The organism is Vibrio sp. 10N.247.311.51 (genome assembly GCF_041467855.1).
Classification (GTDB): domain Bacteria; phylum Pseudomonadota; class Gammaproteobacteria; order Enterobacterales; family Vibrionaceae; genus Vibrio; species Vibrio coralliirubri.
Window position 1 is genome coordinate 137918 of the sequence record NZ_JBFSVK010000013.1, and the last position, 13217, is coordinate 151134.

A 13217-nucleotide genomic window follows, 5' to 3' on the forward strand; every position below is an offset into this window, starting at 1 on the left:
GTTTGGCTTGTAAATCTTGCTGGACAATTTTGATTGCTTCTAACGCGACTTTTGGATCGATTTCGTTGCTTTCGAGCAGATAGATCAGGTCGACAGCTAACTTAACTTCTTCTGGTGCGTTATCCAGTGGTGATGGTGTGTTATCAGTGTTCATTTCGCTTAGGGTTCTCTAAGTTAATCAGTCTCTCAATATTTTTCATTGAGTCTTCACAGCGTTCTAATCGCTCTTTGGCTAACTGCCAAGTCTCTTCCGCTTTTTTTTTACCGTGGCGAGGCGCAGAATCAAACGCTAACTTTCGTACTCGTACTAAATCGACCAATCGCTTTTGCCAGTCTTGGTGCTGGGCGAGTTCGTTGTATAGGTCGTTCAGGGTTTTCCCTGACTTACTTTTTCGGTCCAAGCGTAAATCGTGGTTGGCTAACTCTCTTTGGATTGCTGCAATCTGATTGGTCAGCTTTTCTGTCAGGTAGTTGGCTCTGGACGCGGTCAGTTGATTTGAGGTTTGTTCACGTACAATGGTGCGGTACGTTGCCTGAGTTTCAAGTGCATAGGGAAGCAAAACAGAGGCGCCGCATTTAAATAAGGCTCGGTCAAACAAGGCTTGATGATAAGCCCCTCGAGATTTATCAACCTGTGAGCAATGGCCAATCAAGGTATCAATGACACTTTTTAGCTTTGAAAATTGATTCATTTCACTTCCCGTTGGCTACTGCCTATAAGTTCACAAACCAAGCTTCGTATGCCAGTTTAATTGCAAGTACGCTTACAACTGTAACAAACACAGGTCTTATAAATGTAGCACCGAACCGAATAGCAGAGTGAGCGCCAACAAATGCACCGGCCATCAAACAAAGGCCCATGGTTAAACCTAGAACCCAATCAATATGACCAAGAATCGCGAAGGTCACCAAAGAGGTAAAGTTACTGGTAAAGTTCATGGCTTTGGATAGACCAGAGGCAAGTAAGATGTTTAAGCGATAAAGCGCCATAGAGCTTACCGTCCAAAACGCGCCAGTTCCTGGTCCAGCAACCCCATCATAAAAGCCAAGAATGAATCCTTGGTACTTTTGTTTTCTCTTAAGCACAGGGCATGGCTTAGGAGACACATTATGGCTCACATCTGGAGTCTTATGAAAAATGGTATAGACCGCTGCGGCAAGAATGACTAACGGCAATACCTTCTCTAACCACTCGGTGCTAATGGCATCAACAGTGAGTGTGCCGATGGTCGCACCTATTAAAGTAGATATGAATGCATTGACCCAACACTCAGGCTTGAACAGCTTTTTGCGGTAGTAAGTGAATGCAGCTGTAGATGAAGCGAAAGTCGCTGCAAGCTTGTTAGTACCCAATGCGATGTGTGGCGGTAAACCAAGTGATAGTAAAGCTGGAACGGTTAACATCCCTCCGCCACCTGCGACAGCATCAATAAAGCCTGCTGCAAATGCAACCAGAGCAAGTATGACCAACATGGTTGGCTCAATCATTTCCATAAATAGCTAGTGTTCTCGTTATCGGCTGATAGGGCAGCCACATGAAAAACCGATGGATTAGTCATGTTGGGTTGTGAATGCAAGGGCCTAGCGATGACAGGCCCATAACTACCTCAAGGGCAGGGGATATTAGTATTTTATTGTTCTTTTAAAAGGCGGTAGTGAATCGAGTAGGGACTTTCCGTATCGCTTCGTTACTATGCGTCTATCAAGGATCGTGACTTTACCAGAATCTCTTTCCTTACGCAGTAGTCTACCCACAGATTGAATAAGCTTTTTACTCGCATCTGGAACAGTAATCTGCATAAAAGGGTTACCACCGCGTGATTCAATATATTCTGAATGTGCTTGCTCTACAGGAGAGGTAGGAACACCGAAAGGAATCTTGGTAATCACGAGGTTTTCAAGAAGCTCACCCGGTAGATCAAGACCTTCAGAAAAGCTGCCAGTTCCAAAAAGAACGCTGGTTTTACCTTGGTCTATTAGCTTTTTATGTTTTTTTAGGATTTCAGTTCGTGAAGTATCACCTTGAACCTGCAATGCCCATGACTTTTTAACGAAATCTGTTGCTAAAGCCTCGGCAACTTTGTTCATTTGCCAGTAAGAAGAGAATAGAACGAGATTGGCTTTTTTGTCTTCTATTACCTTAGGCAAAATTTCAATAAGATATTCGGTAAACTGAGGTGCTTGTGGTTCGTACTTCATTACCGGAACGATCAACTCAGCTTGATTCTGGTAATCAAACGGTGATGCTAAAGCCAAAAATTGTACGCCATCTTCTGCTTTTTGGCTGATACCTGCTTGATGACAGAAAAAGCTGAAAGAGTTGAGCGCCCTCATGGTCGCAGATACTAATACGGCACCCACACAGCGGCTCCAGATTTGTTGATCCAGTTGCCAACCTACCTCTAGTGGCGAAACATTCACAACGAAATCGCCTTCGCTTTCTTTGTTAAGTTCGAGCCAACGAGCCAAAGGAGCGCCTTTTTCTCTCTTCGGTTCAGCCATTAAGCGCCAAACTTGAGCAAGGTTCTCTGTTCTTTGTATATAGAAGCCAATTTCTGCGAGTGCTGGCTCGGCAAGCTTTGCTGAAAGCTCGCCGTCTTTAACTCGTTCTGCAATCAGGTCTGCAATCTTCGCAACGGCTTGGCTCGCCTTTTGTGTGAGTTGCTTGAGGTCTTTTGATTCATTCTCAAGCCACTCAGGTAAGTCGCCATGTTCGAAGCGATACAAGCCGTCTTCAAAGTGGTTAGCGTCAAACTGTTTACTCATTTGAGTCAGGGTAGGAATCAGCTGTTGCACTGAGTCTTGCAGCTCATTTCGAAATCGGTGGACTCGCTTTTCTTCAGCGAGGCCTGAAAGCTTGGTGATGGATTGATTCAAACGCTCCAACCATGACGACGCACCTTTTAAGCTCGCAGCCGCAGAAGAGTGATCTCTGGCTACATGCGGTAAATGGTGAGCTTCATCGAATATATAGATGCTATTTTCTGGCTCAGGCAGTATAACACCGCCGCCTAAGTCAGCATCAGCCATCACTAAACTGTGATTGGCGATAATCACGTCTGCTTTATCTAACTCTGAGCGCGCTTTCTGGAAAGGACAGTCTCTATGCGTGGGCATACTGTTGTTACAGCTGTGCTTATCACTGACAATCATCTGCCAAATCATATTGTCGATTGGTTTTGGCCACGAATCACGGTCACCATCCCATTTACTTTGGGTTAGGCTGCGGTACATGGTTTGAAGTTGGTCGATATCCTTCTTCTTTGGCTTAGATTCGAACATGGCCATTTGTCCGCCATCAACCCCGCAGGCAGCGGCTAGCTTTTCGGAACAACAATAACGCTGTCTACCCTTCGCTAATATGAAAGAAAACTCTCGATCAGTCAGTCTTCTATATAGAGGGAGATCTTTATTGACGAGCTGTTCTTGTAGCGCAACCGTCGCTGTCGATATGACTATTTTTCGATTATTGAGCACAGCGACAGGAATAGTAGCCATTAAATAAGCCAGTGATTTTCCGATCCCTGTCCCAGCTTCTGCAACAATCATGCGATTACTTTTGTGGTATTGACCACAAAGTGTCTTCGCTATTTCTGCAACAAGGTAATTTTGAGCACGTCTAGGTACAAAGTTGTCCAACTGATCTTGGAGGTTTTGATAACTGGTGCGAATAGATTTTTGAATTTTAGTAGTTAGCATACTGTGACCTACGTAACGGAGCGAGGATAGTAGCACATATCACTAGTCGGTACATTTACGGTGAAATAGCTTGCTTTTGAATCAAAGGTAGATCTTGTTCACAAAAAAAAACTGAACCATCAGGAACTTAACTATTTTATTTATGTTGTGAAATATAAATATTAAAAAATACCGGCTTGTAGGTGTTAAATCCTGAAGTGTGGCGTTTTTGCGAGTTGTTTGTGGTGTTAAATGCTGTTTTGTTCTTTTTTTGGATTATTATATTTCCTGATAAAACTAAGGATAATCTGCTCGTAAAACAATGAAAAAAAATGTAAGTGTTTGATTTTGATTGCTTTGTGTTTTTTTTAGGTTTGTTTTTAGTTTATTTGACACGCAGGATAATCTTTTGCAATCTAGACCTCGAAATTTAGTGACGGTGATTAACCAACAAAGAGTGGTAATGACCAGTCATAAAAATAAAAGGGAACCGGGCAAGGATCTCCCATTCTTAGAAAAGGCAGTGGATTTATTATGAAAAAGACTCTATTAGCGCTAGCTATCGCAGCTACAGCAACTTCTGTAAACGCAGCAGAAATTTACTCTAACGACGATACTAAAGTTGGCCTAAAAGGCGAGGTAGATATCTACCTATCTCAATCTGAAGTAGACAAAAACCTAACTGAAACAGCTAAGAACGAAGCTGACGTTTCTACTTGGGCTAAAATCCAACTTGATGCTGAGCAGAAGCTTAACGATCAGTTCACAGCATTCGCATCTTTCGAAATCGAAACTGACGGCAGCAACGCTAAGTTTGATGACGTGCTAGCTGGTTTTAAAACTGACACTTGGGGTATGGCTTTCGGTGAAACTGGCGACCTAGCAGAATCTGCTGACGCTATCCAGAAAGACGATATCACAAACGAAGGTAACTACATGGGCTCTACTGGTGGTCACCACCGCGAGTCTTCTGGCCACGGCGCTGTATTCAAAGGTCAATTCGTTGAAGGTTTCACAATCGTAGCTGACGTTAACACTGATTCTACTGAAGACGTTGACAACACTTACGGTATCTCTGCAGATTACGCATTCAGCAACTTCTCTATCGGTGCTTCTTACATCACTGGTGACGCTGCTAAAGACGTAGATTACTCTCTTGCTGGTGCTTCTGCTTCTGCTGAGTTTGGTGGCCTATACCTAGCTGTTACATACGCACAATTTGAAGGCAACCAAGGTTACGGTTACTGGGACCTATCTGACATCGCTGCTGATTCTTACGGCAACGGTGAAACTATGGGTATCGCAGCTGCTTACCAAATCGACGCTGTTCGTCTATACACTACATACTCTGTAGCAACAACTGACGAAATCGCTACAGCAGCGGGTACTTCTAAGATCTCTGATATCGACTCTACTAACCTAGTTGTTGGTGTTGATTACGCATTCCGTGACAACATCCTATTCCTAGCTGAATACCAAACTGCTGATTTCGAATACGCATCACAAACTCTAGATGCTGACGGCGTTATCGCTGGTGTTTACTACACATTCTAATCTGTAGTTAACTATGCTATACAAAAGCCAGCTATTAGCTGGCTTTTTTACATTTATTGATTAAGGAATCGTACATGAACAAGTGGTATTTGAGTTTTGTTTGTCTATTCTCTGCACCATACGCAACGGCTGCTCTTGATTTGGCTTCTGGTATTTCGCTAAATACTTTGAACGGTGAGGTTGTTGAAAGTGTGGAAGACGCTGTATTCACCTCAGGTGAAAACCAACTCGTTTTAGATTACACAGGGTATTTGAGCGATAAAGGCAAACGCGAGTTTATCAGTACAGTTCCTTACATTATGGTAGTTAATGTTCCCGAAAATGCTGATGTTGATATTGATCTTCTAAGTAGAAAGTACGCTAAAATCGAAAAAAATGTAGACAGAGAGCTTCCTATATTCAGTATCTCCGTAAACGGTGATGATGCAGAAGTCGTGCAAGAAGTCTTGCCTCCAGCTAAAGGCGCACTGCCTTATAGCGATATTCCTCAGTTGGTTAAAGATTACAACCAAGAGAGAGGCTTAGTTTTTGATTCAGGGAAGATTCGTTCGTTGAAAGAAGAACTAGCGGCGGTACAAACTGGTGCAGTAGTTGGAGCGACGGTAGCTGTCGACAGTACTGTGCAAGAGTCTGAAAATACGCTTCAACTTAAGCTATGGTATTCAAGAGCAAACGAAGAAGAGCGCAAAGCATTCCAAAAATGGTTAATTGACCAGAAGTAAGACCTAAAATTTTTTAAAGCGAGGTGTTCTTGTCTATGACAGGTACCTCGCTTTTTCATTTCTACTAATTGTTTGCTAGATCTCTTTCCACTCACCAGGCTGCAGCTGCCCCACATTCATGTTGCCCATTGAATAGCGGATAAGACGCAGGGTAGGGAAGCCGATATTGGCTGTCATTCGTCTTACCTGACGGTTACGCCCTTCAATGATTGTAATAGCCAACCATGTTGTCGGTATCGCGGCTCTGAAGCGGACTGGAGGATTTCTATCCCACACTTCAGGTTCTTGCATCACTTCTACTTTTGCAGGTAATGTCATACCGTCTTTTAGTTCGACACCTTTTCTCAATTTATCTAAATCTTCCTCAGAAGGTGCGCCTTCAACCTGTACCCAGTATGTCTTTGGGGATTTTGAGTTTGGTTGAGTTAGCTTAGCTTGAAATATCCCATCATTGGTTAAGACCATTAACCCTTCGCTGTCGCGGTCGAGGCGACCAGCAGCATAAACGTCTTTCACTGGAATAAAGTCCGCTAGCGTTTTTCTCCCTTCGCCATCAGTAAATTGGCTGAGAGTATCGAAAGGCTTGTTGAACAGAATTACTTTGCGATTTTCGAGCGATACCTTAGGTTTTGCATTGGTAGGCTTGCCTTTATATCGGTGCTTACTGGAGTGAGATTTCTTGTGCGAATTGCCAGTGTTACTCTTATCACTGCTTCGGCTTTGTCTATTACCGCTTTGTTTTAATGTTGCACCAGAACGAGCCGGTTTGTCTGAACGAGATGCGCTGCGTGAGCGAGTAGACATGTTAACTACCTTGCAAAAATGTAAACGAAGTGTGCTGAAAAGTTTTCACTGAAACGGAATTGAGCTATCATTTGCGCGCCTAAAAGACACAAAATAGAACAAGTTGATGGACTCTTAAGCCTGATTTGTTTAATTATACCTTCGTGTTTTATTATAACAACGCACTCACGGATTTGGTTCATGCTGTCATCAAGATTGTATGAAAAATAAGATAGAGTACGACTATCGAGTAAGCAGTTTTCACTCTTAGAGTGGCTTACTGGTCAATTTATAACACGCTCACTACTTTAAATGAGCTTGTAAGAACTATAGGGAAATTTCATGCCTACTGAAAAACCAACGATCATCTATACCATTACAGACGAAGCTCCGGCACTAGCAACTTACTCTCTGCTGCCAATCATTCAATCTTTTACAGCTTCTTCTGGTATAAACGTTGATACTCGCGACATTTCACTTGCAGGGCGCATTATTGCCAACTTCCCTGACTACTTGAACGAAGAGCAACGTATTGGTGATGCATTAGCAGAACTAGGTGAATTGGCTAAGACACCAGAAGCGAACATCATCAAGCTTCCAAACATCTCTGCATCAGTACCTCAGCTTCAAGCAACGATCAAAGAGCTACAGTCAAAAGGTTACGCACTTCCTAATTACCCAGAAGAAGCAAATACCGACGAAGAGAAAGCTGTTAAAGCGACTTACGACAAAATCAAAGGCAGTGCAGTAAACCCTGTGTTACGTGAAGGTAACTCGGATCGCCGCGCTCCACTTTCAGTTAAAAACTACGCGAAGAAGAACCCACACTCAATGGGTGCTTGGTCTGCAGATTCTAAGTCGCACGTTTCAAGTATGGACGACAAAGACTTCTTCGGTAGCGAAAAGTCAGTAACCATTGAAGGTGCTACAGAAGTTAGCATTGAATTCGTTGGCAAAGATGGCGCGAAGAAAACATTGAAGCCAGCTTTTGCACTGCAAGATAAAGAGATCATTGATGCGTCAGTGATGAACAAGGCCGCTTTGGTTGCGTTCTTCGAAAAAGAAATTGCATCGGCTAAAGAGCAAGGTGTACTGCTTTCTCTTCACATGAAAGCGACGATGATGAAAGTATCTGACCCAGTGATCTTTGGTCACGCGGTTAAGGTTTACTACAAAGACGTATTTGCTAAGCATGGTCAACTGTTTGAAGAACTAGGCGTTGATGTAAATAACGGCATCGGTGATGTCTACGCGAAGATTGCAGCGCTTCCTCAAGATCAAAAAGAAGCAATCGAAGCTGACCTGCAAGCGGTATACGAGACTCAACCACCACTAGCGATGGTTGATTCGGACCGTGGAATTACTAACCTACACGTACCAAGCGATATCATTGTGGATGCATCTATGCCTGCAATGTTGCGTTCTTCTGGTCAAATGTGGGATCCAGAAGGTAAGCAAAAAGATACTAAAGCAATGATCCCAGATCGTAGCTACGCGAGTATTTACCAAGCGGTTATTGATTTCTGTAAAGAGAACGGCGCGTTCGATCCAACAACGATGGGTAGCGTACCAAACGTTGGTTTGATGGCTCAAAAAGCCGAAGAGTACGGTTCTCACGATAAGACTTTCATCCTTGAAGCTGCTGGTCAGGTTCAAGTTGTTGACGCTTCAGGCGCTGTGCTTCTAGAGCAAGAAGTAGAGGAAGGCGATATCTTCCGTATGTGTCAGGTTAAAGATACACCAATCCAAGACTGGGTTAAGCTTGCGGTAACTCGTGCTCGTGCATCGGGTGTTCCAGCGGTATTTTGGCTAGATGCGTCACGCGCACATGATGCTCAGCTTATTAAGAAAGTTGAAGCGTACCTTCCTGAATACGATACCGATGGTCTTGAAATTAAGATCCTCGCTCCACTTGAAGCGACTCAATACTCACTGGTTCGTATCAAAGAAGGCCTAGATACTATTTCGGTTACAGGTAACGTATTACGTGATTACCTAACAGACTTGTTCCCGATTCTAGAGCTTGGTACATCAGCTAAGATGCTATCGATTGTTCCACTAATGAACGGTGGTGGTCTGTTTGAAACAGGTGCTGGCGGTTCTGCTCCTAAGCACGTTCAACAAGTAGAGAAAGAAAACCATCTGCGTTGGGATTCCCTAGGCGAATTCTTAGCATTAGCTGCATCTCTAGAGCACCTGAGCGTAGTAACAGGTAACGCTAAAGCACAAGTTCTAGCTGATGCGCTTGATAAAGCGACGGGTGAGTTCCTTGATAACAACAAGTCTCCTTCACGTCGAGTAGGTGAGCTTGATAACCGTGGTAGCCACTACTACCTAGCGGCATACTGGGCTAAGGCGCTTGCTGAGCAAACGGCTGACGCTGATCTTGCTGCTGAGTTTGCAGGTGTGGCAAGTCAACTGGCTGAAAGTGAAGAAGCGATTGTTGCAGAACTGAACAACGCTCAAGGTGTGGCTGGCGACTTAGGTGGTTACTACCTACTTGACGATGCATTGGTTTCAACACTAATGCGCCCAAGCTCAACGCTAAACGCGTTTATTGATGCATAGTGATTGGACTCATCGTTAGTCAGTCACGAACGTGATTTGCTAACGAATTGCTTAGTCAGAAAGCTAAGTTATAGATAAAGTCAAAACGAAAGACGCTTTAACGATAACGTTAAAGCGTCTTTTTTTGTTCTTTTATAATACCCCCAAGACCTAGCTTAATAAGAATACATCCGCGAACGAATGGTCTAGTGAGCAACCTTATAGCCCTAAAACGAAAAAATAGCCCCAAAACGAAAAAACCGCTCACGTAATCCTGTGTTACAGGTATTAAATGAGCGGTTTCAATATTCTGTTTACCTGTCAGCCGTTAATGACGACTGATGGAGGTTAACATGAGTTGGCATTCGCTTATTTTGCGGCGCTGCCTTCTACAGGAACAACGGAGCTAGCATGCGAGCCTTTAGGTCCACTTTCTACTTCATAGTCGACCTGCTGACCAGCCTTTAAGGTTCGATAACCTTCCATTTGTATTGTGGAGTAGTGCGCGAAAATATCGCCGTCTTCACCTTCTGGACAAATAAAGCCAAACCCTTTGGCATTGTTAAACCATTTTACTGTACCTGTAGCCATGCTATACATCCCTCATGCATTTTGTTACTAACGTTGTTATATCAATTGTTGTAAGTGCGATTGATATCATTCCTACCAGCTAAAGAATTTCAGCTAATAGCTTGAATCTCGTACATTGCTTACGGAAATTAACGCTACCCTGCGTAATTATTCCTTATTGTTAATTTTTGAAGCGTGTTACTGATTTTAATTCATGTTGCAAAAATGTATTAAAAAACCTTTTAGCTCCAATGTAGCTAATGATTGAGCACAGTCAATAGTAAATTGGTATAAAAGTGATCAATTTTAATAACAAATCACATTCGAGATTAACTGCAAACTATTAACTAAATAGTAACTTAGAGGTAATCTTATCGTTAGCATCAATAGTTATGGCGTCTTTTTAATCAATCACATATGTTAATCCTGTTAATCGAGATCTTTTATTTGCAGCGATGGAAATGGTGGATTAGGCTCAGTATAGAGGAATATTTTTTGGTACTGTTTCTCGGTGCAGTTTCTTAGTACACCGTAAAGCGTGAATGTGGTAAATTTGAGTTAGGTAAACACTCACGACTTCCGAAAAATAACCCTTAGCAAAGCGATATGAGCAGAAACTTTGAATGGGCATCTCCAGGCTCAGATTTACTGGAGAAAGAAGCAACAAAAGTAAAGCCACCGGCGATGTATAACGTTGTATTGAATAACGATGACTACACGCCCATGGACTTTGTAATCGAGATCCTAGAGCGATTCTTCTCACTAGATATCGAAAAAGCAACGGAAGTGATGCTCAAGGTTCATTATGAAGGTAAAGCTATATGCGGCACATACAGTGCTGAAATAGCGGAAACAAAGGTAGCGCAGGTCACGATGTACTCAAAGGAAAATGAGCATCCGCTACTATGTACAATGGAGCAAGTATAAATTGCTCGAACAACACTGTTGTTCCCTTAGGAGGTACTTATGCTAAATAAAGAATTAGAGACGAGTTTAAATGGCGCATTTGCTCGTGCGCGAGACAAGCGACATGAATTCATGACTGTCGAACACCTCCTACTAGCATTATTAGAAAATGATGCGGCCAAGGAAGCGCTCCAAGCTTGTCAGGCTGATCTCGATGCTCTTCGCAATGAGCTCGATATTTTTATCGATCAAACGACCCCACTTATCCCTGAAAGCGACGAAACTCGCGAAACTCAGCCTACGTTGAGCTTTCAACGAGTACTTCAACGCGCTGTTTTTCATGTTCAATCTTCAGGTCGCAGCGAAGTAACAGGTGCTAACGTACTTGTGGCTATTTTTAGTGAGCAAGAATCTCACGCGGCATATCTTCTTAAGAAAAACGACATTAGTCGCTTAGATATTGTTAACTTCATCTCACACGGTATTACTAAAGCCAGCAACGAAGGCGACAGTCCTTCATCATCTGATTCATTTGGTGGTGCAGAAAATGCTGAAGAAGCTAATTCCGAAGACCGTCTAGAAAATTTTGCTACCAACCTTAACGAAGTAGCGAAGCAGGGCAATATTGACCCACTAATCGGTCGTGACAAAGAGCTAGAGCGTACTATCCAAGTTCTATGTCGTCGTCGTAAGAACAACCCTCTGTTAGTGGGTGAAGCGGGGGTAGGTAAAACTGCCATCGCGGAAGGTCTTGCATGGCGCATCGTTGAAGGACAAGTGCCTGAAATCATTCAGAGTAGCGTGATTTATTCTCTAGATATTGGCTCACTGCTAGCAGGAACCAAGTATCGTGGTGACTTTGAGAAACGTTTTAAAGCGATTCTTAAGCAACTGGAGAAAGAAGAAGACGCGATTCTGTTCATCGATGAGATCCACACCATTATTGGTGCGGGTGCTGCATCGGGTGGTCAGGTTGATGCGGCAAACTTAATTAAACCACTACTAAGCAGTGGTAAATTACGTTGCATCGGTTCAACAACGTACCAAGAGTACAGCAGTATTTTTGAGAAGGAGCGTGCTTTAGCTCGTCGCTTCCAGAAAATCGATATTATTGAGCCATCGCTAGACGATACGACCAAGATCCTGATTGGCTTGAAGCCAAAATACGAAGCTCACCACGAAGTGCGCTACACCAACAAAGCGTTGCGTGCCGCTGTGGAATTGTCTGCTAAATACATTAATGAACGTCACCTTCCTGATAAGGCCATTGACGTAATCGATGAAGCGGGCGCTCGCAGCCGTTTGGCACCTGCAAGCCGTCGTAAGAAAACGGTAAGCGTGGCTGATATTGAGTCAATGGTTGCGAAAATGGCGCGTATTCCTGAAAAGTCTGTATCGTCTTCAGACAAAGATACACTGCAGAAACTGGATGACCGCATGAAAATGTTGGTATTCGGACAAGACCCTGCAATCGATGTATTGAGCGAAGCGATTAAGCTAACCCGTGCTGGATTAGGTGCAGACAATAAACCTGTTGGTTCATTCTTGTTTGCTGGTCCTACTGGTGTCGGTAAAACAGAGGTGACGGTTCAACTTTCGAAGTTGATGGGGATTGAGCTTCTGCGTTTTGATATGTCTGAGTACGGTGAGCGTCACTCTGTGAGCCGCTTGATTGGTGCGCCTCCTGGTTATGTTGGTTACGACCAAGGTGGTCTGCTAACTGATGCCGTAATCAAGAACCCGCACTCTGTTGTGTTACTGGATGAAATCGAGAAAGCTCACCCAGATATTTTTAACTTGCTACTGCAGGTAATGGATAACGGTACGCTAACTGACAACAATGGTCGCAAAGCGGACTTCCGCAATGTGATTCTAGTGATGACGACCAACGCAGGTGTGGCTGAAACCGAGAAGAAATCGATCGGCCTTATCCAACAAGATCATGCGCCAGATGCGATGGGTGAAATCAAGAAGGTATTTACTCCTGAGTTCCGTAACCGTCTCGATAATATCATTTGGTTCAACAGCCTTGATCCAAGTGTTATTAGCCAAGTAGTTGATAAGTTCATTGTCGAGCTTCAGGTTCAACTGGACGCTCGTGGCGTGTCTTTAGAGGTTTCTGAGGATGCTCGCCACTGGTTAGCTGATAAAGGCTATGACAAGACCATGGGTGCTCGTCCAATGGGACGTGTGATTCAAGAGAAGCTTAAGAAACCACTCGCTAACGAGTTACTGTTCGGTAGCTTGGTTGATGGCGGTACGGTTAAAGTATCCCTGAAAAAAGACGAATTGGATTTCATCTATGTTGGTGCTAAAGAAGAGGTTATGCACTAACGAAGTGATTGATAAATCAAGGGCTTAAATATAAAACGCATGACTTCGGTTGTGCGTTTTTTTACGCTTGCGAGATGCGAGATGCGAGATGCGAGATGCGAGATGCGAGATGCGAGATGCGAG

General features: G+C 43.5%; 11 protein-coding genes. 5 read left to right on the forward strand and 6 right to left on the reverse strand.

The features are described 5' to 3' along the window. From rsmS to dinG, 4 genes are all read right to left on the reverse strand, one after another. Positions 1-154, reverse strand: a 154-nt coding sequence (gene rsmS, locus AB6E85_RS13755) for a pleiotropic regulatory protein RsmS (protein ID WP_371726450.1), incomplete at its 3' end; no start/stop codon positions are given. Continuing rightward, complete coding sequence (locus AB6E85_RS13760; RefSeq protein WP_372143026.1) at positions 144-692, reverse strand: primosomal replication protein; 549 nt, start codon at positions 690-692, stop codon at positions 144-146. The genes rsmS and AB6E85_RS13760, both read right to left, overlap by 11 nt. 22 nt (positions 693-714) lie before the next feature. Further along, positions 715-1494 carry a TSUP family transporter gene (locus AB6E85_RS13765; RefSeq protein WP_017062114.1) on the reverse strand — a complete coding sequence of 260 codons (780 nt, stop codon included), beginning with the start codon at positions 1492-1494 and terminating at the stop codon, positions 715-717. Positions 1495-1623: 129 nt separating this feature from the next. After that, positions 1624-3699: an ATP-dependent DNA helicase DinG gene (gene dinG / locus AB6E85_RS13770; RefSeq protein ID WP_372143027.1), complete on the reverse strand. Its 2076-nt coding sequence runs from the start codon at positions 3697-3699 to the stop codon at positions 1624-1626. 513 nt (positions 3700-4212) lie between these two features. Here dinG and AB6E85_RS13775 point away from each other — a divergent pair. Together AB6E85_RS13775 and AB6E85_RS13780 are read left to right on the forward strand one after the other, a co-directional pair. Beyond that, a complete protein-coding gene (locus AB6E85_RS13775; protein WP_372143028.1) occupies positions 4213-5232 on the forward strand; it encodes a porin in 1020 nt (339 codons plus the stop codon). 74 nt (positions 5233-5306) lie between these two features. Continuing rightward, positions 5307-5954 carry a DUF2057 family protein gene (locus AB6E85_RS13780; RefSeq protein ID WP_372143029.1) on the forward strand — a complete coding sequence of 216 codons (648 nt, stop codon included), beginning with the start codon at positions 5307-5309 and terminating at the stop codon, positions 5952-5954. A 75-nt stretch (positions 5955-6029) separates the two neighbouring features. On the opposite strand, the gene AB6E85_RS13785 is transcribed toward AB6E85_RS13780, so the two are convergent. Then, a complete protein-coding gene (locus AB6E85_RS13785) occupies positions 6030-6758 on the reverse strand; it encodes a pseudouridine synthase (RefSeq protein WP_372143030.1) in 729 nt (242 codons plus the stop codon). Positions 6759-7079: 321 nt separating this feature from the next. Between AB6E85_RS13785 and AB6E85_RS13790 the strand changes: the two genes are divergently transcribed. Beyond that, the gene (locus AB6E85_RS13790) at positions 7080-9305 is read left to right on the forward strand and encodes an NADP-dependent isocitrate dehydrogenase (RefSeq protein ID WP_372143031.1); all 2226 of its coding nucleotides are present in this window, start codon (positions 7080-7082) and stop codon (positions 9303-9305) included. A gap of 348 nt (positions 9306-9653) precedes the next feature. Here AB6E85_RS13790 and cspD read toward each other — a convergent pair whose 3' ends face one another. After that, the gene (cspD, locus tag AB6E85_RS13795; protein ID WP_004736548.1) at positions 9654-9875 is read right to left on the reverse strand and encodes a cold shock domain-containing protein CspD; all 222 of its coding nucleotides are present in this window, start codon (positions 9873-9875) and stop codon (positions 9654-9656) included. Between the two features lie 585 nt (positions 9876-10460). Between cspD and clpS the strand changes: the two genes are divergently transcribed. Both clpS and clpA read left to right on the forward strand, forming a co-directional pair. Then, positions 10461-10781, forward strand: coding sequence for an ATP-dependent Clp protease adapter ClpS (gene clpS, locus AB6E85_RS13800; RefSeq protein WP_004737430.1), 321 nt, complete (start codon positions 10461-10463; stop codon positions 10779-10781). Between the two features lie 39 nt (positions 10782-10820). Then, positions 10821-13094 (forward strand): ATP-dependent Clp protease ATP-binding subunit ClpA, encoded by a 2274-nt coding sequence (gene clpA, locus AB6E85_RS13805; protein ID WP_048607331.1) that lies wholly within the window; start codon positions 10821-10823, stop codon positions 13092-13094. Positions 13095-13217 lie beyond the last annotated feature (123 nt).

Excerpts from the sequence above, each read along its gene's own strand:
- dinG (WP_372143027.1), bottom strand. The coding sequence starts at position 3,699 with ATGCTAACTACTAAAATTCAAAAATCTATTCGCACCAGTTATCAAAAC.
- AB6E85_RS13765 (WP_017062114.1), bottom strand. The coding sequence starts at position 1,494 with ATGGAAATGATTGAGCCAACCATGTTGGTCATACTTGCTCTGGTTGCA.
- AB6E85_RS13775 (WP_372143028.1), top strand. The coding sequence starts at position 4,213 with ATGAAAAAGACTCTATTAGCGCTAGCTATCGCAGCTACAGCAACTTCT.
- AB6E85_RS13785 (WP_372143030.1), bottom strand. The coding sequence starts at position 6,758 with ATGTCTACTCGCTCACGCAGCGCATCTCGTTCAGACAAACCGGCTCGT.
- AB6E85_RS13780 (WP_372143029.1), top strand. The coding sequence starts at position 5,307 with ATGAACAAGTGGTATTTGAGTTTTGTTTGTCTATTCTCTGCACCATAC.
- clpA (WP_048607331.1), top strand. The coding sequence starts at position 10,821 with ATGCTAAATAAAGAATTAGAGACGAGTTTAAATGGCGCATTTGCTCGT.
- cspD (WP_004736548.1), bottom strand. The coding sequence starts at position 9,875 with ATGGCTACAGGTACAGTAAAATGGTTTAACAATGCCAAAGGGTTTGGC.
- AB6E85_RS13790 (WP_372143031.1), top strand. The coding sequence starts at position 7,080 with ATGCCTACTGAAAAACCAACGATCATCTATACCATTACAGACGAAGCT.
- AB6E85_RS13760 (WP_372143026.1), bottom strand. The coding sequence starts at position 692 with ATGAATCAATTTTCAAAGCTAAAAAGTGTCATTGATACCTTGATTGGC.
- clpS (WP_004737430.1), top strand. The coding sequence starts at position 10,461 with ATGAGCAGAAACTTTGAATGGGCATCTCCAGGCTCAGATTTACTGGAG.